This is a genomic window from Methylobacterium adhaesivum, assembly GCF_022179065.1.
GTDB lineage: Bacteria > Pseudomonadota > Alphaproteobacteria > Rhizobiales > Beijerinckiaceae > Methylobacterium > Methylobacterium adhaesivum.
The window spans coordinates 1-18,468 of record NZ_BPQD01000001.1; the positions used below are offsets into that span (position 1 = coordinate 1).

Genomic DNA, 18,468 nt, shown 5'->3' on the forward strand with positions numbered 1-18,468 from the left:
TCGCCCCCTCACCCTCGCCCTTCGGGCTCACGTCGAACCCGGCGAGGGGTTCGACGTCCTCTCCCCGCACGCGGGGAGAGGGTGGGAGGGCCGCGAGGATCGTCGCGACGACGGCATCGGTCTGGGTCATGACGTCCGTGTTCCAGAAGCGAAGGACGCGATAGCCGCGTTGGTGCAGCCATGCGTCCCGGCGCGCGTCGTGATCGTTCTCGGCATGCTGGCTGCCATCGGCCTCTATGACCAACCGCGCCTCACGACACACGAAATCCGCGATGTACGGACCGATCTGCTCCTGACGGACGAACTTGAAGCCGGCGAGGCGTCGGTCTCTCAAGCGCGACCAAAGCCGGTGCTCGGCGTCGGTTTCTCCACGGCGCAGGGACCGACGAAAGCGTGTGCGAGCCGGCGTCGGTCCGCGCATCGCCTCACCCCTTCACTCCCTCCAGAGCCGCCAGCTCGCCCGGCAGGGCATAGGCCCATTGGGTGATGTTGCCGGCGCCGAGGCACACCACGTAGTCGCCCGGCTTGGCGCGGCCGGCGACGATGCCGGCGAGTTCTTCCGAGCGGTCGAGGGCGATGGCGTCGCGGTGGCCGCGGGATTTCAGGCCCGCCACGAGGCCGTCGCGGTCCATGCCCTCGATGGGCGCCTCGCCCGCCGCGTAGACGGGGGCGACGATGACCGTGTCGGCGTCGTTGAAGCAGGTGCAGAAATCGTCGAACAGGGAGGCGAGGCGCGTGTAGCGGTGGGGCTGCACGATGGCCACGACGTTCCCCTCCGTCGAGGCGCGGGCGGCCTTCAGCACCGCCTTGATCTCCACGGGGTGGTGTCCGTAATCGTCGAAGATGAGGGCGCCGTTCCACTCGCCGGTCTTGGTGAAGCGGCGCTTGACCCCGCCGAAACCCGCGAGCGCCTTGCGGATCGCCTCCGGCTCGACGCCGAGCTCGTGCGCGACGGCGAGGGCCGCCGTGGCGTTCAGGGCGTTGTGCTTGCCCGGCATCGGCAGGATCAGGTCCTCCATCTCGAGGCGGAAGCCCGGACGCCGGTCGCGGATCATCACCCGGAAGCGGCTCTGGCCGCCGCGCAGGTCGATATCGATGAGGCGGACATCCGCCTGCGGGTTCTCGCCGTAGGTGATGATGCGCCGGTCCTCGATGTGCCCGACGAGGTCCTGCACCACGGGGTGGTCGATGCACATCACGGCAAAGCCGTAGAACGGGATGTTGTCGATGAAGCGCCGGAAGGCGTCCTTCACGGCGTCGAACGAGCCGAAATGGTCGAGGTGCTCCGGATCGATGTTCGTCACGATGGCGACGTCGGCCGGCAATTTCAGGAAGGTGCCGTCGGATTCGTCGGCCTCCACCACCATCCACTCGCCCTCGCCCATGCGGGCGTTGGTGCCGTAGGCGTTGATGATGCCGCCGTTGATGACGGTGGGGTCCATGTTGCCGGCATCGAGCAGGGTCGCGACCAGGGAAGTCGTGGTGGTCTTGCCGTGGGTGCCCGCGATGGCGACGCAGGACTTGAAGCGCATGAGCTCGGCCAGCATCTCGGCCCGGCGCACCACGGGCAGGCGCCGCTCGCGGGCGGCGACGAGTTCGGGGTTGTCGCGCTGGATGGCGGTGGAGACCACCACGAGGGCGGCGTCCTCGACGTTCTGGGCGGCGTGGCCCACGAAGGTGCGGATGCCCTTCTCGGCGAGGCGCCGCACGTTGGCGTTGTCGGAGGCGTCCGATCCCTGGACGGTGTAGCCGAGGTTCATCATCACCTCGGCGATGCCGGACATGCCGATGCCGCCGATGCCGATGAAGTGGATGGGACCGAGCTTGTCGGGCAGCTTCATGGGATTGACCAGTCCAAGGCGGGAGCCGTCCGAGGCGGCGCCCGTGAAACAGAGGAATCAGGTGCGGGCGGCCGTGGCGACGACGAGGTCGGCGAGGCGCTCGGCGGCGTCGTGGATGCCGGCGCTTTTGGCCGCTGCCGCCGCCGCGGTCAATTTTTCAGGCGCCGTGAAGCGGTCCACGAGTTCGGCGGCCAAGCGATCGGGCGTGAACGCGCTCTGGGGAATCGCCAGGGCGGCGCCGATGGCGGCCAGCGTCGCGGCGTTGGCGGCCTGGTCCTGATCGAGGGCACCGGGCAGCGGCACGAGGATCGACGGCCGGCCGATGGCGGCGAGCTCAGACACCGTGGAGGCGCCCGACCGGCCGATGACGAGGTGGGCGGCCGCCATCCGGGCCGGCAGGTCCTTGAAGAACGGCGCCGCCTCGAGACCGCCGAGCCCCAGGCCGAGATAGAGGTTCTGCACGGCGGTGAGGTCTTCCGCCCGCACCTGCTGCACGAGGTGGAGGCGCGCACGCAGATCCGCCGGCAGGCTCGCGATGGCTTTGGGCACCACCTCGCCCATCACCCGCGCGCCCTGACTGCCGCCGAAGACGAGGAGATGCAGGGGGGCGTCCGCCGCCACGGAGGGATAGGGGGTGGAGGCCGCCTGGATCACCGCCGGGCGTAAGGGATTGCCGGTGTGGGTGCGCGGCGCCAACGCCTTCACGGGCACCCCGCGCACCTCTTTGAAGCCGGTGGCGATGGCCCGCGCCCCGCGCGCCAGGAACGCGTTGGCCCGGCCCATGACGGCGTTCTGCTCGTGCAGGATCGTCGGCACCCGCAGGATCTGCCCGGCGAGCATCGGCGGCACGGTGGGATACCCGCCAAAACCCACGATGGCGGCGGGGTCGATGCGCTTGATCTGCCGGGCCGCGACCCCGAAGCCGCGCCCGAGGGTGAGAAGCGCCAGACCGCGCTGGATCGGGGAACGCCCCGAGGGCGTCGCCGACGCGATGGTGACGATCTCGGAGGCCGGAAACCCCGTGGCGATGGAATCGACCCGCGCGTCGGTGGCGAGCACCACCCGCACGCCGCGGGCGCGCAGGATGTGGGCGAGGCTCTCGGCCGGGAACAGATGCCCGCCGGTGCCGCCGGCACACAGGAGGACGGTAGCGGTGGCGACGGTCAACGCATCACTCCGGCGACGGTCGCCGGGGCGGTGCCCGGCGGCTTCTGGCTCAAGGTGGTGGTGCGCGGGCGCTTGCGGGTCAAGGCCACGAGGAAGCCCATGCCAAGCGCCAGCGACAGCATCGACGAGCCGCCGTAGGAGACGAACGGCAGGGTCATGCCCTTGGCCGGCATGAGCTGCACGTTCACCGCCATGTTGATGCTGGCCTGCATCCCGAACAGGGTGACGAGGCCGGTGATGGCGAGGCGGGAGAAGGTGTCGTCCGTGCGCCGCGCGAGCTTGAGGCCGCGCATGACGAGGTAGGCGAACAGGGTGACGAGGCCGAGGCAGACCAGAACGCCGAATTCCTCGCCGACGACGGAGAACAGGAAGTCCGTGTGCGCGTCGGGCAGGTGGCGCTTGGCGAGGCCCTCGCCGGGACCGACGCCGAACCAGCCACCGGCATTGAACGATTCGTGCGCCCAGAAGCCCTGGAAGTTGTCGCCCGAATCCGTGTTCATGAACCGGTCGATGCGCTCGCGCACGTGATAGAGGAACTTGTAGGCGACGCCGACGCCGAGCAGGCCCGCGACCCCGAGGCCCGCGACCCAGAACCAGTGCAGGCCGGCCACGAAGAACAGCGCGCACCACACGATGGTGATGAGCATGGTCTGGCCGAAATCCGGCTGGAGCACGAGGGGCACGATGGTGACGGGCAGCAGCAGGATCGCCAGGAAGCCGCCCGGCATGTCGCGGCGCTGGGCGCCTTCCGAGAACGCCCAGGCGGCCACCACCACGAAGGCCGGCTTCACGAATTCCGAGGGCTGCAGGCCGAAGGGGCCGAACTGGATCCAGCGGTGCGCGCCCTTGATCTCGGGGCCGAACTTGCCGGCGAGGATGCACAGAGCGACGCCGAGGAGCCACGTGCCCAGGGCCACGCGCCGGATGTGGCGCAGGGACAGGAACGACACGGCGACGATGATGAGCAGGGTCGGCGCGAGGTAGAGCGCCTGCCGGTTGAGGAAGTGGAAGGTCGGCAGACCGATCTTCTCCGCCACCGGCGGACCGCCGCCCATGAGAAAGACGAGGCCGGCCACCATCAGGGCACAGAGGCCCGCCAGCAGACCGCGATCGACGGTCCACCACCAGTCGGTGAGAGGCGTGCGTTCCGCGCGGGACATCATGGACCGGGCTCTCCGTAAGGCCGGGCGCTCGAGCGAGCCGCCGCGGGCCGCCGGCCGCATCGGGGCCGGCTCGGCGCGATCCTGTGCCGGAATGGTAAACCAATCCTTGCCGATCAGGGTCCGTCGTCGGCCGATTGCATCATCCGCGTCGCGACCCAGCCCACCGCGACGGCGACGCTGACGCCCCAGCCGACCTCGAGGAGGCGCGAGCCGAACATCTGCTGCGCCGTGCCGTGATGGGGCACGAGCAGGATGATCGTGGCGGTGATGCCGGCGAGCCGCCCGGCGCTCGCCACGTTGAGGAGCCAGCAGGCGGTCAGCGACAGGATGACGGCCACCGCGTAGGCGACGAGATCCTGGCCGACGCTCCCCAGCACGGCGAGGCCGATGAGCCCGCCGGTGGCGGCGCCCAGGAACTGGTCGCGGGCCATGGTGCGGGTGGCGCGGAACTCCGTCTGCACCACGGCAATGGCCGTGATGGCGCTCCAGAACCCTTCGCGCAGGTTGAGGGCTTGCGTCGGGATGTAGGCGATGAGGGCGGCGGCGGCCGACATCAGCCCATGCGCGGCGCCGCCGACGAGGCGACGCCGCAGGGGCAGGCGCTTGCGCAGGCGGGTGAGCTGCCGGCGCAGCCAGCCGATGCGCGCCTCGTCCCGCGTGGCCTCACCGGGCAGGATGGGCGTGTCCCGGATCTCGGGGGCCATCGGGATCAGGCGGCGCGCGCCGCCGCCGCGAGGCCGGCGGTCACACCCTCCGCCACCTGGGCGGCGATCTGCCCGGAGGCGAGGTTCTTGCTCTTGGCCTCGATCTCGAAATCCGCCCAGGCGAGGTGGCGGCCGACGAGAGCGTTCACGGCGCGGTTCCACATCATGTCGGAATGGGCGGCGAGGTCGCGCCGGGAATGCCCCGCCGCCGAGAGGGCAACGAAATCCGGCGCCGCGTCGGGGTCGCTTCCCTCGAGGAGGGCTTCGCGCGAGACGCTGATATGGGCGATGGGGCGCACGCCGCGCCACGAGTCCTTCACCCGCGCGATACGCGGGTCGTCGGGCTCGATGTAGGCGCCCCCGCTCTCGACCCAGTGATGGTGCAGATCGAGCACCACCGGCACGGCGTCGGCGAGCTGCAGCACCGTATCGAGGCCGAAGCAGTTCTCGTCGTTCTCGACCGTGATGAGGTCGCGCGCGGTCTGCGAGAGCAGGGGCAGGCTCGCCCGGAATCCCTCCACGCCGGGGTCGCGGGCGCCGACATGGATATTGATGTGGGCGCCGTGCGGATGCCAGTCCGCGCCGTAGCCCATGAGGGCCATCACCTCGGCATGGTACTCGAACTCGGCGATGCCGTTGGCCTGCGCCGCCGGATTGCGCGAGGCGATGACGCAGAACTGGCCCGGATGAAAGCTCAGTCGCACGCCGCCGGCCCGGGCGAGATCGCCGATGCGGGCGAGCTCGGGCTCGATGAGGGCGCGAAAGCCCGGCTCGGCGTAGAGGTCGCTGGCGACCGGGTGGGTGTAGCCGGGCAGGACGTTGCTCGCCATGCGCAGCAGCCGCTCGATGGGCGGGCGGCCCGCGACCCAGGCGATCTGCCGCTCCAGGGCGGCGAGGTTGTGCCGCGCCAGATCCTCGAGCCGCGCCCGTCGGGCGGCGGGTTCGAGGCGGGCGAGGTTGGCCATGGTGACGTGGGTGAGGTTCATCTCCAGGGCCGCCGCGCGGGCGGCCTTCAGGGTCTTGAAGCTCTCCGGCGGGGCTTCGAGGATGAACTTGCAACAGAAGCCGAGGCGCGGGGCACCGTCGGTCGCAGGGCTCGAAAGGCTGGGGTTCTGAGTCATCCTGGCCCCAACGCCGCAGGGGCGATTTGGTCCCGCGCTCTGCGCCGCCGCCCGGCCACACTCCATCGGAAAAATGTCGCGCCCGCGCCCCGCGACGCCGAGGCGCCATTGACGGGCCGGCGGGCGTCGCCTCTATCGGATGCCATGCACGGATGCCGGCCTTGGGGAGCGCGTCACCGCGCGATCATCGCCGTGATCGCGCTCTATGCCCTGTGCCTTCAGGCGATCCTCGGCACGGCCGCCATGCCGTCGCCCATCGGGCAGGACAGCGGCCTGTGCCTGCACGAGGCCGGTGAAACCGGCTCCGACGCGCCCGCCCCCGTCCACGTCCACCTCGCCTGCTGCACGGCGGCCCAGGCTCTGCCCGGCCTCGACCTGCCGCCGGCCGTGTCGACGGACCTCGCGCGCCCCAACCGGCGCACGGCCCGCGTGGCGTGGCGCCCGCACGCGATGGCGCAGCCCCGGGCGCCGCCCCGGACACCAGCGCACGCCCGGGCACCGCCCGTCGCCTGAGGGCGCCCGCCGTCCCGCCCCTCCGGCGGCGCGGACGCCCCGATCCCCGAACGCCCGTCCCGACAGGGGACGGCGATGGATCGGCCGTGCCCCCTGAGGCGCGGCTCAGAGCGCTCGCGCCCCGCAGGACCATCATGCCCCGTTCCCTCACCGGCGATGCCCCGCCCTTCGATGCCCCCGCCTCGGCCAGCCCCGTCCGCGTCTCGCGCGAGGCGGTCTACCGCGCCGTCTGGCGCTGGCACTTCTATGCCGGGCTGATCTGCCTGCCGTTCCTCATCCTGCTCTCGACCACGGGGGCGCTTTACCTTTTCAAGGACGAGATCAACGCCGCCCTGTTCCCTCGGCGCTTCGTCGTCCCGGCCTCGGACCGCCCCTCCCTCGGGCCGGACCGCCTCGTCTACGTGGCGAGCCAGGCGGTGCCGGACGCCGCGCCCCTCACCTATCTCGACCCGGCCGGACCGACCGACCCGGCGGTGGTCACCATGGCCAAGGACGGCGAGAAGACCCTGGTCAGCCTCGACCCGCGCAGCGGCGACGTCGTCGGCCGCGTCACGCCCGATGGCGACGTGATGATGGTGATCCGGCGCCTGCACAGCCTGTCGTATTTCGGTCCGGTGGCCAACGGGATCGTCGAGGTGGTGGCGGGCTTTCTCATCGTCCTCGTCCTCACCGGCACCTACCTGTGGTGGCCGCGCGGGCAGGTCGGCGGCGTCGTCACCGTGCGGGGCGATCCGCGTCGGCGGGTGTGGTGGCGCGATCTCCACGCGGTGACGGGCTTCGTCGCCGGGGGCGGTTTGCTGTTCCTGGCGCTCACGGGCCTGCCCTGGTCCATCGTCTGGGGCCAGCAAGTGCGCGCCCTCTCGAACGCCGCCGGCCTCGGCCAGCCGAGCGCCCTGTGGGCGAGGGTACCGGTCTCGACCGTGCCCATGGGCGAGGCCCTCACCCAGGCCGGCTGGGCCCTGGAGGACGCGCCCGTGCCCCTGTCACGGCCGGCCCCCGCCGCGCCCATCGGCCTCGACCGGGCGGCGGCGATCCTGCGCGCGCGCGGCATGCCGGCGGGCTACGAACTCGCCCTGCCGGTGGGGCCGACCGGGGTCTATGCCGCCGCCGTCTACCCCCGCGACGTCGCCCGCCAACGCATGATCTCGCTGGACCAGTATACCGGCCGCCCCCTCGTCGACGTGCGGTTCTCGCAGATCGGGATCGTCGGCCGGGCGATCCAAGTCGGCATCGGCCTGCACAAGGGCGAGGTCTTCGGGCGCCTCAACCAGTTCCTGATGCTGGCCTTCTGCCTCGCCGGCATCGCCCTCAGCGTCACCGCCGGGGTGATGTGGTGGAAGCGTCGGCCCTCGGGCAGCCTCGGCATCCCGCCCTGGCCGCGCGCACCCGGAATCGTCGCCGGGGTCACCCTCCTCGTCGTCGGGCTGGGCGCCCTGTTTCCCCTCACGGGGGCGGCGATCCTCGCCATGATCCTCGCCGATTGCGGCCTGCGCGCCCTGACGGGGCGGCGCCCGGCCTGAGGCCGCTCCGCTGCCACCGGGTGCGTGCCCCGTGACTCCCCCTCCCCTCCGGCGCTCCCTCGGCGCCCTCCTCCTCGTGCTGGCCGTGTGGCTGCAGGCCCTGGCGCCGGGCGTCGCCCTCGGCCTGTCCGCACGCGATCCCCTCGCCGGGGCGATCCTCTGCGGCCACGATGGACCGCGCGCCGTTGCATCGCAGGACGAGGCGCCGGGGCCGTGCCCCGCCTGTCCGTTCTGCGCCGGCATCGCCACCGCCCCCCTGGTGCCGACGGCCCCCGTTCTCGCCCGCGCCACCCACTGGCACGCTGTGGCCTGGGCGACGCCGCCCCCGAGCCCGTCCCTGCGCCGGCCCAAGCCCCCCGGCCAGCCCCGAGCACCGCCCGTCCCGTCCTGATCGCGCCGCCCCCCCCTTCGACCGATCGGACGTGTCATGCCGCTTCCCGTTTCCAAGACCTCGCGCCACGCCAAGCCCCCGCGCCGTGCCAAGACCCTGCGCCTCGGCGCGCTCCTCGCCCTTCCCGCCTTGGGCGCACATGCGCAGGACGCGGCCACCGTCACCCTCGACGAGGTCTCCGTCGTCGGCGATGGCACCCGCTCACCCACCGGGCGCGGCGCATTCGGCGTCGCATCCCCGCCCGGCTCTGCCCCGAGCGTCATCGAAAATCCCGTGGGCCAGATCGTCACCGCCGTGGGTCGCGAAAACACCATCGCCAACCGGCCGGCGACGAGCATCGGCTCCGTGCTCCTCGACTCGCCCGGCGTCACCGTGCGCCAGGGCAACGGCGCGCGGGACGTCGTCATCTCGATCCGTGGCAACAATGCCCGCTCCACGGGCGTCACCAAGAACACCGTCGTCCTCGAGGACGGCTTCATCCTGACCCAGCCCGACGGCGCCGCGCGCTTCGACCTCGTCGATCCGCGCGCCTATTCCCGCATCGACGTGTTCCGGGGGCCGCAATCGGCCCTGTTCGGCAACTACGCCACCGGCGGAGCGCTGGCCTTCCGGACCCGCACGGGCCGCGAGATCTCAGACGGGAAGATCTTGGGCTACGAGATCGGCACCGATGCGGGCAGCTTCGGCTATCTCAGCAACTATTTCACCGTCGGCGGCGTCAGCGGCCCGGTGGAGATCAGCCTGTTCGCGAGCGACGTGCGCGCCAACGGCTATCAGGACCACTCGTCGTACAACACCCAGACGGTGAACCTGCTGGCGAGCTACACACCGACCCCCGACAATCGCTTCACCCTGAAGGTGATCAACAACGAGCTGCAGGCGAACATCCCGGCGCGGTCGTCCCTCAACCAGTACCGCATCAACCCCTACCAGCGCGGCTGCGCCTCGGCGGCGACGGCGGCACTTGGCTGCACGGTCTACAACCTGCCCAACAACGGCGCCTTCGGGGCGACCAGCCCCGTGACGGCGGGCGAGGTCGGTCTGTTCCGCAACGACCGGCGCAGCATCGTGGCCCTGCGCTGGGAGCACGACATCGACGCCCAGACGACGTGGCGCACGCAAGTCGGCTTCGACGAGCGCAACTACAACCAGCCGTTCTACACCAGCGCCGGACACGGCAGCCTGCCGTCCTACAACGTGCTCAGCGACATCACCCACCGCTCCGAGCTGTTCGGACTGCCGGCCACGACCTACGCCGCCGTGAGCTTCAGCGCCCTCGACGCCCGCGCCACCACCTTCAACCTCCGGCCCCTGGCGGGCCCGGCGCTCGGCGCCCTCATCGGCGAGCAGACCGCCCTGCAGACCAATCTCGGCGGCCGGGCGCGCACGGAACTCGCTCTGTCGCCGGACTGGACGGGGGTGATCGGGATCAGCGCCGAGAACACCACGATCAACGGCCAGAACCGCGCCTACAGCTACTCGGCCGCCGGGCGCACCACCACGCAGGCGCTCGCCGACCGCAGCTTCCTCAACGTCGCGCCCGAACTCGCCCTGGTCTACCGGCCGAGCATCGAATGGGCGTTCCGGGGCCGGGCCGCCACGGGCTACACCACCCCGGCCTTCGGCAACCTGTTCGTGACCCCGGCCGGCGTGCCGGGCAACAACACCGATCTCAAGACGCAAGAGAACCTCGGCTTCGACCTCGGAGCCGACTGGACCCCGTGGGAGAATCTGCGCCTGTCCGTCACGGGCTTCGCAGAGTTCTTCCGCAACGAACTCGTGTCCCAGAGCCCCGGCGCCGGGCTCCTGGCCTACACCTTCAACGCCCCGGCTTCCGAGCATCGCGGCGTCGAGGTCGCGGCCGATTGGGGGTTCGGCCCGGGCTGGCGCGCCACCCTCGCCTACACCTTCGACGACCAGTTCTACACCCGCTACGTCGAGCAGCTGAGCGCCGGCAGCTTCACCGCGCGGTTCGACCGGGCCGGCAAGCTGATACCGGGCGTGCCCACCCACCAGCTCCTCGCCCGCCTCGGCTACGAGCAGGTCGGTGGCCCACTCTCCGGGGTCGGCGGCTTCGTCGAGGTGGTGGCGCAGGACGGCTTCTTCATCGACAATGCCAACAGCCTCAAGGCGCCGGGCTACGCCATCGTCAACGCCAACCTCCACTACGTCACCGACCTGCCCGGCGGCTACGCCAAGCGCCTGAACCTCTACGTCGAGGGACGCAACCTGTTCGACCGCACCTATGCGTCGTCGGTTCAGAACGTCGCCAACGGTCTCAGTACCACCACCGGCCTGCCGACGACGGCCGCGGCCCTCGCGAACGTCACGAGCTTGGTCTATGCAGGCGCCCCCCGCAGCATCGTGGCGGGGATGAAGCTGTCGTTCTAGGGCATCGGGTCAAGGGCGGCTTCCGGCTTTCCGGAAGTATCGATGCGAAAACAGAGACTTCGGAGCATCAGGCAAAAAGACCGAGCCTGGGATGATGCTCGGGAAGTCCGCACCCCCGCGCCGGCGTAGCGCGGGGCCTGGACCACGGCGGCGCCCTCTCGGTTAATGGAGTGTTTCACGGGAAACACCCCATCGCCACCAATTGGCCTTGCCCTTTCGATCGGTCGATCCCAGAGACTTCTTTCGTTGGTATCCGCTCCAGAGCGGTGACTTTGGCCATTCGATCTCGGCATCTCAGAGCAATTTTGAAGGATATCAAATCATCATCGCAACGCGAAGTAGTATCCTTCGAGCTAAACATTTGATGTGATGCGAACCGAAAGCTCCATCAGACACGATCCATTCGTCTGAAATCTTTGTCCTTCCCGACTCGACACAACCCATTCGAAAGCATTTGGGTCGACGTTGCAGCAGGCGGCGGAACGCACGCCCGCATCCAGTCACGCCCAGAGGCCCATCCCGCTCCATGGCATTCATGCCCCTGTACCGCCGCAACGGGCGCTCATCGGCGGCGCTCCTCACCCGCTTTCGCCGGGATCGCGGCGGCGCCACGGTGGTGGAATTCGCCCTGGTGATTGTCCCGTTCCTGGCGCTGATGATGGGCATCATCGACATGGCGACGCTGTTCTGGGCGAGCCAGACCCTCGACGACGCCCTGGCGGACGCGGCGCGGACGGTGCAGACCGGGCAATTCCAAAGCGCCAATACCGACGTTACCAACGCGGCGACGTTGTTGGAGAATCTGCGAAAGCAGCTTTGCACCGTGAACGGCGCCGAACGCTGGACCCTGTTCGCGTGTGCGGACGTGAAGCTGGACGTCCGGGTCTACACGACCATGGCGGCAGGCGCGATCGGAGCGCCCCTCGATGCGTCCAGCCGGGACTGGTCAGCGAATTTTGGCAAGAACTACACCAATCCCCAGGGCAGCAGCATCGTGGTGATTCAGGCGGCCGTGAAGTATCCGAGCTTCAACCTCATGTTTCCCATGACCCCGACCTTCGCAGACGGGTCGCGGCTGCTTCAGTCCGTACAGGTTTTCCGCACCGAGCCATTCTGAGTGTCCGTCTGCGAACCCACGCCGCGCGTCCGGGGGCCGCATGACCGCATGTTTTCGGAGGTTGTCCTGACCGTTCGTCCGTTCGCCCGTCCCCCGGTGCCGCGCTTCCTCGGCCGTTTCCAGCGTGACCGGAGCGGCGTCGCCGCCGTGGAGTTCGCCCTCATCGCCCCGATCCTCCTCCTGATCTACGTCGGGAGCTGCGAACTCGCGCGGGCCGCGATGGCGCAGCGGCGCACCACCCTGCTGACCCGGACCGTGGCCGACCTCACCGCCCTCGGTGACACCACCTCGCCCATGACGCGGGCGACCATGACGGACATCCTCGCGGCTTCGAAGCTCGTCTACGGGCCGTTCGAGGCGACGCAGGCCACCATTCGGGTCGCCGCCATCGGGATCTATATGCAGGGTGCGAACCGCACGGTCCGGATCTGCTCCAGCGACGGGTCGCCCAGCAGCGCGAAATGGTCCGTCGGCCCGGCGCCTGCGGGCCTGACGATTCCGGCTGCCTACAACCGCGACGGCATGCGCCTCGTCGTCGCCGAGGTCACGATGCCCTACGCGCCGGTCCTCGGCGCCTCCTACGCGACTCTGATGGGCTCGGCGGTGCTCCCCCTGTCCGACACGGTGATCTGGCCGACCCGTCAGGGAAAAAACGTTACCTCGGGCGCCGACGACGAAGTCATCCTGCCCTCCGGAACTGCCTGCCCGGCGACGTTGAACTGAGACAGACCCATCGGGATTAGGCGATCGCCATCGAATTGAGCCTGCCCGACGTCGTCTGCCGCTTCATCCCTCCGGCGCTACGCAGCCGGCTTCCGGGACAAGCAAGGGGGGGCGGAAGCCGACGCCGTCGGCGACACCGCCCTCCGCAGGAGCGGAACCGGGCGGCCCTTCCCCCGCGCCCCAAGTGACTCAGCGCACGATCCGCAATTTACCGATGCTCTTGGCGATGTCGTCGAAGGCCGCCATGAGGGCCGTGGACGAGTTGGCGACGTAGGCCTGCCCCGGCGCCGTCGCGCAATCGCGCAGGAGGTCGATGCCGGCTTGGTCGATGGGATCGCTCGGCACGCTGAAGCCGATGGTGAAGACCGCGATGTTGCGGGCCTTGGCGTTGGTGCAGGCCTCGCGCGTCAGGGCGTCGAGGGCGGCGCGCGCCTGGGCGAGGCTCGTCGGCGTGCCCGTCCCGGTGACGAGGCGGCTCGGCAGGCCCGGACTGCCCGACACCCGGGTCCCGTTGCCGTTGATCATGTAGCTCAAGGGGCTGAAGATCGAATCGTGGATGTTGGAGAGCCCGAACGCGGTGTTCGGGTACCAGGAATTCTCGCCGTCGGTCATAAGGACGATCACCTTCCGGACGGTGGTGTCGTTATAGGCGCTGGTCTGGCCGAAGAGGCCGGCCGGGGAGATCGTCCGCCACGCCCACATGAAGCCTTCGAAGATGTTCGTGCTGCCGATGGCGACGAGGCTGTCGATGAGGGATTTCAGCTTGGCCGTGTCGGTGGTTAGGGTCTGGAGCGGCTTGCTGGTGCAGGCGTTGTTGGGCCCGTTGGGGAGTTGGAGGGCGTTCTTCGACGTCGCGGCGTAGGACGTCGGCTTGTAGTACTTGCACGCGCGCATCTCCGCCTCGGGGGCGGTCATCGTCTTGGCTTCGCAGCCCGGCTCGTTGGTGTTGTCGTCGAGATAACTGTTGATGTACCTCTGGGTCGAGGGCGACAGGGCCGTATAGTCGTTGTGGGTGCCGGGAACCTTCAGACTGCCGGACAAAGTCACCGTATTTGGCGTGTCGCCACCGGGCTCGTCGGGGGCGAACATCGGCACGAAGTAGCTGTTGGGATTGTCCGGCGTCGGCGCCGTATCCTGCACGTTCAGGGGATAGGGCCGTGTCTCGAGGCAGCCGGCCCAGCCCCAGCCCGAATCGAGCTTTCTGAGCTGATCGAACAGGTCGAACCGGCTCTTGAGCGCCGTCTTGACGGTGGCGTTCGCGGCGGAAAAATCGACGTTGGTCCAATGGTAGGCGGATTTCGCAGCGCCATCGATCCAGGGAGTGGCGGCGCCGTAGGTCTTGGGGTCCACCGCCACGCCCCCGGCGAAGGGCACGATGGAGATCCGGGTCTGCGGGCTGAAGGCCGGCTTGGAGTAGACGTAATCCACGAACTTCTTGGCCGCATCCCGGGCGGCGGCCATCTTCGTGCCCGAGCCGCCCGCGGAATCCATCGATCCCGTGGTGTCGAGGGCGATGGCGATCTCGAAGGTCTGGGCCATGGGCGTCGCGCATTGCGAGGAGGCCCCGACCGGAATGGTGTTGACCCGTAGCAGGCTGGCGAAGGCGGTCCGGTAGGTGGCGCCGGCCTTCACCGTGATGATGCGCGGGTTGGCGCTGATGGCCAGGGGGGCCGTCAGGGCCGCGCCCTCGGGCATGTAGGCGGCGATGAGCTTGGCGGCTTGATCCTCCAGGGCGGCGGGGGTCGTCGCAAGGCTCGTCTGGCACAGGGCGAGGGCTGTGCCATCGACGGCGTTCTGCAATCGCGCACGCAAGGCCGAGGCCCGCCCGTAATCGACCGCCGCACCAGCGAGGAACATGACCGGAACGAAGCTCAACCCAAACAGGATCGCGATATTCCCGCGCCCGTCCCCCAGAAATCGATGCCCTGAATCCATTCACTTGACCTTGATCGACCGCTGAAGACCTCCATCAGAGTTCCGTTAACGTTTTGTGAGCGCGAGTAATGGCGATGGATACGCTCGTGCAAGCGACGCAGACAGAACGCCTTTCCACGGAGCGTCGGGGACCCGTTCGCGATTCCGGTGCCACGGGCCAAGTCCCCCGAGGGGATCATCACGGTCTCGTTGCCGGCGGCCGGGACCACAGACAGACGCCGCCTCATGGTCTAGATCTGGTGCGCCCCACAGGGGGCCGCCGCCCGAGGGTCCATGACGATGCTCCGCCGCCCGCTCCTCCTCGCCGCCCTCGCCTTGGCCCTCTCACCCCTTGCCGGAAGCGCGCCGGCCCGCGCCGGGGAAGTGGTGCCGTTCGAGGCCGAGGCGTTCGCGGCGGCGCAGAAGGCGGGCCGGCCGATCCTCGTCGAGGTCAGCGCGCCGTGGTGCCCGATCTGCAAGAGCCAGAAGCCGATCCTGGCCAAGCTCGCGGCGGACCCGCGCTTCAAGGACCTCGTGATCTTCGACGTCGATTTCGACAGCCGCAAGGACGTCCTGCGCCGGTTCGACGCCCGCATGCAGAGCACGCTCATCGCCTTCAAGGGCGCGGTGGAGACGGGCCGCTCGGTCGGCGAGACCCAGCCGGAATGGATCGAGGGGCTCGTGGAGAAGACGCTCTAACCCACCATGAGCGCCTCCCTCGGCCTCGCCTTCCTCGCCGGCCTCCTGTCGGTGCTCTCGCCCTGCGTGCTGCCGCTGCTGCCCCTCGTCCTCGGAGCGGCGGCCTCGGAGCATCGCCTCGGACCGGTGGCCCTGGCCGGGGGCCTCGCCCTCGCCTTCGTCGCCATCGGGCTGTTCGTCGCCACCATCGGCTTCGGGATCGGCCTCGACACGGACGTGTTCCGCCGCGTCGCCGCCCTCCTCCTCGTCGCCATCGGTGTCGTCCTCCTCGTGCCGGCCGCCCAGACGCGCCTCGCCGTCGCCGCCGGCCCTTTGAGCGACCGGGCGCAGGCCCGGTTCGGCGGCCGCTCCACCGCCGGGCTCGGCGGTCAGTTCGGCGTCGGCCTGCTCCTCGGCGCCGTGTGGAGCCCCTGCGTCGGGCCAACCCTCGGGGCGGCCTCGCTGCTGGCCGCGCAGGGGCGCGATCTCCCCACCGTGGCGCTCACCATGCTGATGTTCGGCCTCGGGGCCGGCCTGCCCCTGGCGCTCCTCGGCGCCCTGTCGCGGGCGACTCTCCTGCACTGGCGCGACCGGATGATGCGCCTCGGGCGTGGCCTCAAGGCGGCTCTCGGCCTCATCCTGGTGGTGACGGGCCTCGCCATCCTGACGAGCCTCGACAAGGCCCTGGAGACCGCCTTGGTCGACGCTTCGCCCGCGTGGCTCACCGCCCTGACGACGCGGTTCTGAAACCCGGTCGCCACGCCCATTGCCGGGGGGAGCGTGCTCCGTCACCCTGCGGCATCCGCCCCTTCGGCGGCCGGGAGAAACCGATGCGCAAGACATCGTGCGAAACGACAGTGCAGAAGGCGACAGCGACGAAACGCGGGTTCCTCGGTGGCCTCGCCCTCCTCGGGGCGACCGCCGCCACGTCCGCTGCACGCGCCGCGACACGCGAGGGCGATGCCCCAGGGAACAAGGCTCCGGCGGCGAAGCCCCTGGTGACGGAAGTCTTCCGCGTTCCGACGGCCGATCCGGACGTCTCGCTCTACGTCCGCAACAAGCGCCCGGCCGACATGACGGCGTTTCCGGCCGACCGGATCCTGCTCTACGTCCACGGCGCGACCTACCCGGCCTCGACGTCGTTCGATCTGCCCCTCGACGGCGTGTCGATGATGGATGCCCTCGCCGGCCGCGGCTTCGACGTCTACCTCGTGGATCTGCCCGGCTACGGTTTTTCCGACCGGCCGCGCCAGATGAGCGCGCCCGCCGGGGACAACCCGCCGTTCCTGCGCACCGTCGATTCCGCCCACGCCGTGGGCCTGGCCATCGAGGCCATCCTGGCACGCCGGGGGGTGGACAGGCTCAACCTCATGGGCTGGTCGTGGGGCACCTCGACCATGGGGCTCTACACCTCCCAGAACAACGCGAAGGTGAATCGCCTCGTCCTCTACGCTCCGCAATGGCTCGCCACGGCCCCGCTGAACCTCGGCACCGCCGGCCCCCTCGGCGCCTACCGGGCGGTGTCGCGGGAGACGGCGCGGGATCGCTGGCTCAAGGGCGTCCCCGAAGACAAGAAGGCTGGCCTCATCCCGCCGGGCTGGTTCGAGCAATGGGCCGACGCCACCTTCGCGACGGACACGGTGGGGGCCGCCCAGACCCCACCAGTCCTGCGCGCGCCCAACGGCATCCTCGCTGATTCGCAGGATTACTGGCAGGCCGGCAAGCCGCTCTACGACCCCGGCCTGATCCGGGTGCCGACCCTGGTGATCCACGCGGAATGGGATGCCGACCTGCCGAGCTATCAGGCACAGGGCTATTTCGCGAAACTCACCGCCACGCCCTACAAACGCTTCATCGAACTTGGCGAGGGCACCCATACGGTGATGATGGAGAAGAACCGGCCGCAGTTCTTCCGCGCCGTCGCCGCCTTCCTCGAAGAGACGGCCCCCTCCACCCTGGACTGAGCCCGGCTCCGTTAGGCCGGGCTCCCGGGGGATCCCGGCCTACTTCGCGTGGCTGATCCGATAGATGACGCCGTTCTGGTCGTCGCCGAGGTACAGGCTGCCGTCCCGCGCGACGGCGAGGCCGAAGGGACGGGCGAAGCGCTGCCAGCCGCTCGGGCCACCCTCGGTGAGGAAGCCGGAGACGAAGGGGGTGACGGATTTCGGCGCACCGTTCTCGAAGTGCACGCGCAGGACCTCGTAACCGCTCGGGGGATTGCGGTTCCACGAGCCGTGCATGGTCACGAACCCGTCGCCCTTGTAGTCGGCGGGAAACTGGCCGCCATCGTAGAACACGAACTGCATGGCGGAGGCGTGCGCCGTCCAGGTGAGGAGCGGCCGGGCACTGTCCTTGTCCCATTGCTCGAGGGAGCTTTTGGGAACCTCGCGGTAGAGGTTCTTGATCCCGGCGCCGAAGATGTAGGGCCAGCCGTACTTCTTGCCCGGCTCGATCCGGTTGAACTCTTCCGGCGTCGCGTCGTCGCCGAGCCAGTCGACGCCGTCGTCCCAGCCGTAGAGGGCCTTGGTGCCGGGCTGCCAATCGAACCCGATGGTGTTGCGCAGGCCCGAGGCGACGATCTCGCGGCCAGTGCCGTCGGGCTTCATCCGCACCACGGTGGCGTTCTCAGGGTTGCGCTCCTCGCACTCGTTGCAGGTGGAGCCGAGGCTGGCATAGAGCCAGCCGTCCGGCCCGAACCCGATGGTGCGGTTGGGGTGCTGCCCGGCATCGGGCAGGTCCGCGACCAGCCGCTCCTCCGGGCCGAGGGAGCCATCGGGCCGCAGGGGCGCCGAGAAGATCTCCTTGACGGTCACGAAAAACAGCCGGCCGTCGTGGATCGCGAGACCGTGCACGTCCGGCTTCTTCAGCACCACCTGGCGCTTGGCGCCGTCCGTGGGGTCGAGACGGGTGACCGTGCCGGCATCGCGGTCGCTCACATAGAGGGCGCCGTCGGGCGCCACGGCGATGACGCGGGGCGCGCCGAGGCCCGTGGCGAAGGCCGCGATGCGAAAGCCCGGCGGCAGCGTCAGGCCGGCGATGCGCTCCGGCGTGGCGTCGAGGGGGGCGGCCTTGACCACATGCGCCTCGATGGTCGCGGTGCCGGGGTTGCGCAGCGCCTGCGCCGAGGCCGGCAACGGGGCGACGAGGGCGAAGCTCAAGGCGAGGCGGCGTGCCAGATGCATGCGGGCGGGGTCCGGATTGTGCGTGAGGAACTCGGGGAACGCG

17 protein-coding genes are annotated in these 18,468 nt (G+C 69.9%); 9 read left to right on the top strand and 8 right to left on the bottom strand.

All coding sequences use genetic code 11. The annotated features are described in order from the left end of the window. The 6 genes from MFF01_RS00005 to MFF01_RS00030 all read right to left on the bottom strand — a co-directional run. On the bottom strand, positions 1 to 421 hold a 421-nt coding region (locus MFF01_RS00005), incomplete at its 3' end, for an endonuclease domain-containing protein (RefSeq protein WP_238221071.1). Between the two features lie 4 nt (positions 422 to 425). Beyond that, complete coding sequence (murC, locus tag MFF01_RS00010; protein WP_238221072.1) at positions 426 to 1,841, bottom strand: UDP-N-acetylmuramate--L-alanine ligase; 1,416 nt, start codon at positions 1,839 to 1,841, stop codon at positions 426 to 428. Positions 1,842 to 1,898: 57 nt separating this feature from the next. Further along, positions 1,899 to 3,008 (bottom strand): UDP-N-acetylglucosamine--N-acetylmuramyl-(pentapeptide) pyrophosphoryl-undecaprenol N-acetylglucosamine transferase, encoded by a 1,110-nt coding sequence (locus MFF01_RS00015; RefSeq protein ID WP_238221073.1) that lies wholly within the window; start codon positions 3,006 to 3,008, stop codon positions 1,899 to 1,901. Beyond that, complete coding sequence (locus MFF01_RS00020; protein ID WP_238221074.1) at positions 3,005 to 4,171, bottom strand: FtsW/RodA/SpoVE family cell cycle protein; 1,167 nt, start codon at positions 4,169 to 4,171, stop codon at positions 3,005 to 3,007. The genes MFF01_RS00015 and MFF01_RS00020 overlap by 4 nt, the downstream gene beginning before the upstream one ends. A gap of 113 nt (positions 4,172 to 4,284) precedes the next feature. Further along, positions 4,285 to 4,875, bottom strand: a complete 591-nt coding sequence (locus MFF01_RS00025; protein ID WP_238221075.1) for an FUSC family protein — start codon at positions 4,873 to 4,875, stop codon at positions 4,285 to 4,287. A gap of 5 nt (positions 4,876 to 4,880) precedes the next feature. Further along, positions 4,881 to 5,996, bottom strand: a complete 1,116-nt coding sequence (locus MFF01_RS00030) for an apurinic/apyrimidinic endonuclease family protein (protein WP_238221076.1) — start codon at positions 5,994 to 5,996, stop codon at positions 4,881 to 4,883. A 192-nt stretch (positions 5,997 to 6,188) separates the two neighbouring features. Between MFF01_RS00030 and MFF01_RS00035 the strand changes: the two genes are divergently transcribed. The 6 genes from MFF01_RS00035 to MFF01_RS00060 all read left to right on the top strand — a co-directional run bounded on the left by MFF01_RS00035 (position 6,189) and on the right by MFF01_RS00060 (position 12,651). After that, a complete protein-coding gene (locus tag MFF01_RS00035; RefSeq protein ID WP_238221077.1) occupies positions 6,189 to 6,509 on the top strand; it encodes a hypothetical protein in 321 nt (106 codons plus the stop codon). A 134-nt stretch (positions 6,510 to 6,643) separates the two neighbouring features. After that, a complete protein-coding gene (locus tag MFF01_RS00040) occupies positions 6,644 to 8,029 on the top strand; it encodes a PepSY-associated TM helix domain-containing protein (RefSeq protein WP_238221078.1) in 1,386 nt (461 codons plus the stop codon). A 31-nt stretch (positions 8,030 to 8,060) separates the two neighbouring features. Continuing rightward, a complete protein-coding gene (locus MFF01_RS00045; RefSeq protein ID WP_238221079.1) occupies positions 8,061 to 8,420 on the top strand; it encodes a DUF2946 family protein in 360 nt (119 codons plus the stop codon). Between the two features lie 36 nt (positions 8,421 to 8,456). Beyond that, positions 8,457 to 10,811, top strand: coding sequence for a TonB-dependent receptor family protein (locus MFF01_RS00050; RefSeq protein ID WP_238221080.1), 2,355 nt, complete (start codon positions 8,457 to 8,459; stop codon positions 10,809 to 10,811). Positions 10,812 to 11,337: 526 nt separating this feature from the next. Continuing rightward, positions 11,338 to 11,928 carry a TadE/TadG family type IV pilus assembly protein gene (locus tag MFF01_RS00055; protein WP_238221081.1) on the top strand — a complete coding sequence of 197 codons (591 nt, stop codon included), beginning with the start codon at positions 11,338 to 11,340 and terminating at the stop codon, positions 11,926 to 11,928. Between the two features lie 48 nt (positions 11,929 to 11,976). Next, complete coding sequence (locus MFF01_RS00060; RefSeq protein WP_238221082.1) at positions 11,977 to 12,651, top strand: TadE/TadG family type IV pilus assembly protein; 675 nt, start codon at positions 11,977 to 11,979, stop codon at positions 12,649 to 12,651. 189 nt (positions 12,652 to 12,840) lie between these two features. On the opposite strand, the gene MFF01_RS00065 is transcribed toward MFF01_RS00060, so the two are convergent. Next, positions 12,841 to 14,586 (bottom strand): pilus assembly protein, encoded by a 1,746-nt coding sequence (locus MFF01_RS00065; protein ID WP_283207145.1) that lies wholly within the window; start codon positions 14,584 to 14,586, stop codon positions 12,841 to 12,843. A 273-nt stretch (positions 14,587 to 14,859) separates the two neighbouring features. Between MFF01_RS00065 and MFF01_RS00070 the strand changes: the two genes are divergently transcribed. The 3 genes from MFF01_RS00070 to MFF01_RS00080 all read left to right on the top strand — a co-directional run bounded on the left by MFF01_RS00070 (position 14,860) and on the right by MFF01_RS00080 (position 17,207). Continuing rightward, the gene (locus MFF01_RS00070; RefSeq protein WP_238221084.1) at positions 14,860 to 15,264 is read left to right on the top strand and encodes a thioredoxin family protein; all 405 of its coding nucleotides are present in this window, start codon (positions 14,860 to 14,862) and stop codon (positions 15,262 to 15,264) included. Between the two features lie 6 nt (positions 15,265 to 15,270). Next, a complete protein-coding gene (locus MFF01_RS00075; RefSeq protein WP_238221085.1) occupies positions 15,271 to 15,990 on the top strand; it encodes a cytochrome c biogenesis CcdA family protein in 720 nt (239 codons plus the stop codon). Between the two features lie 83 nt (positions 15,991 to 16,073). Further along, a complete protein-coding gene (locus tag MFF01_RS00080; protein ID WP_238221086.1) occupies positions 16,074 to 17,207 on the top strand; it encodes an alpha/beta hydrolase in 1,134 nt (377 codons plus the stop codon). A gap of 39 nt (positions 17,208 to 17,246) precedes the next feature. Here MFF01_RS00080 and MFF01_RS00085 read toward each other — a convergent pair whose 3' ends face one another. Continuing rightward, positions 17,247 to 18,425: a PQQ-dependent sugar dehydrogenase gene (locus tag MFF01_RS00085; RefSeq protein WP_238221087.1), complete on the bottom strand. Its 1,179-nt coding sequence runs from the start codon at positions 18,423 to 18,425 to the stop codon at positions 17,247 to 17,249. Positions 18,426 to 18,468 lie beyond the last annotated feature (43 nt).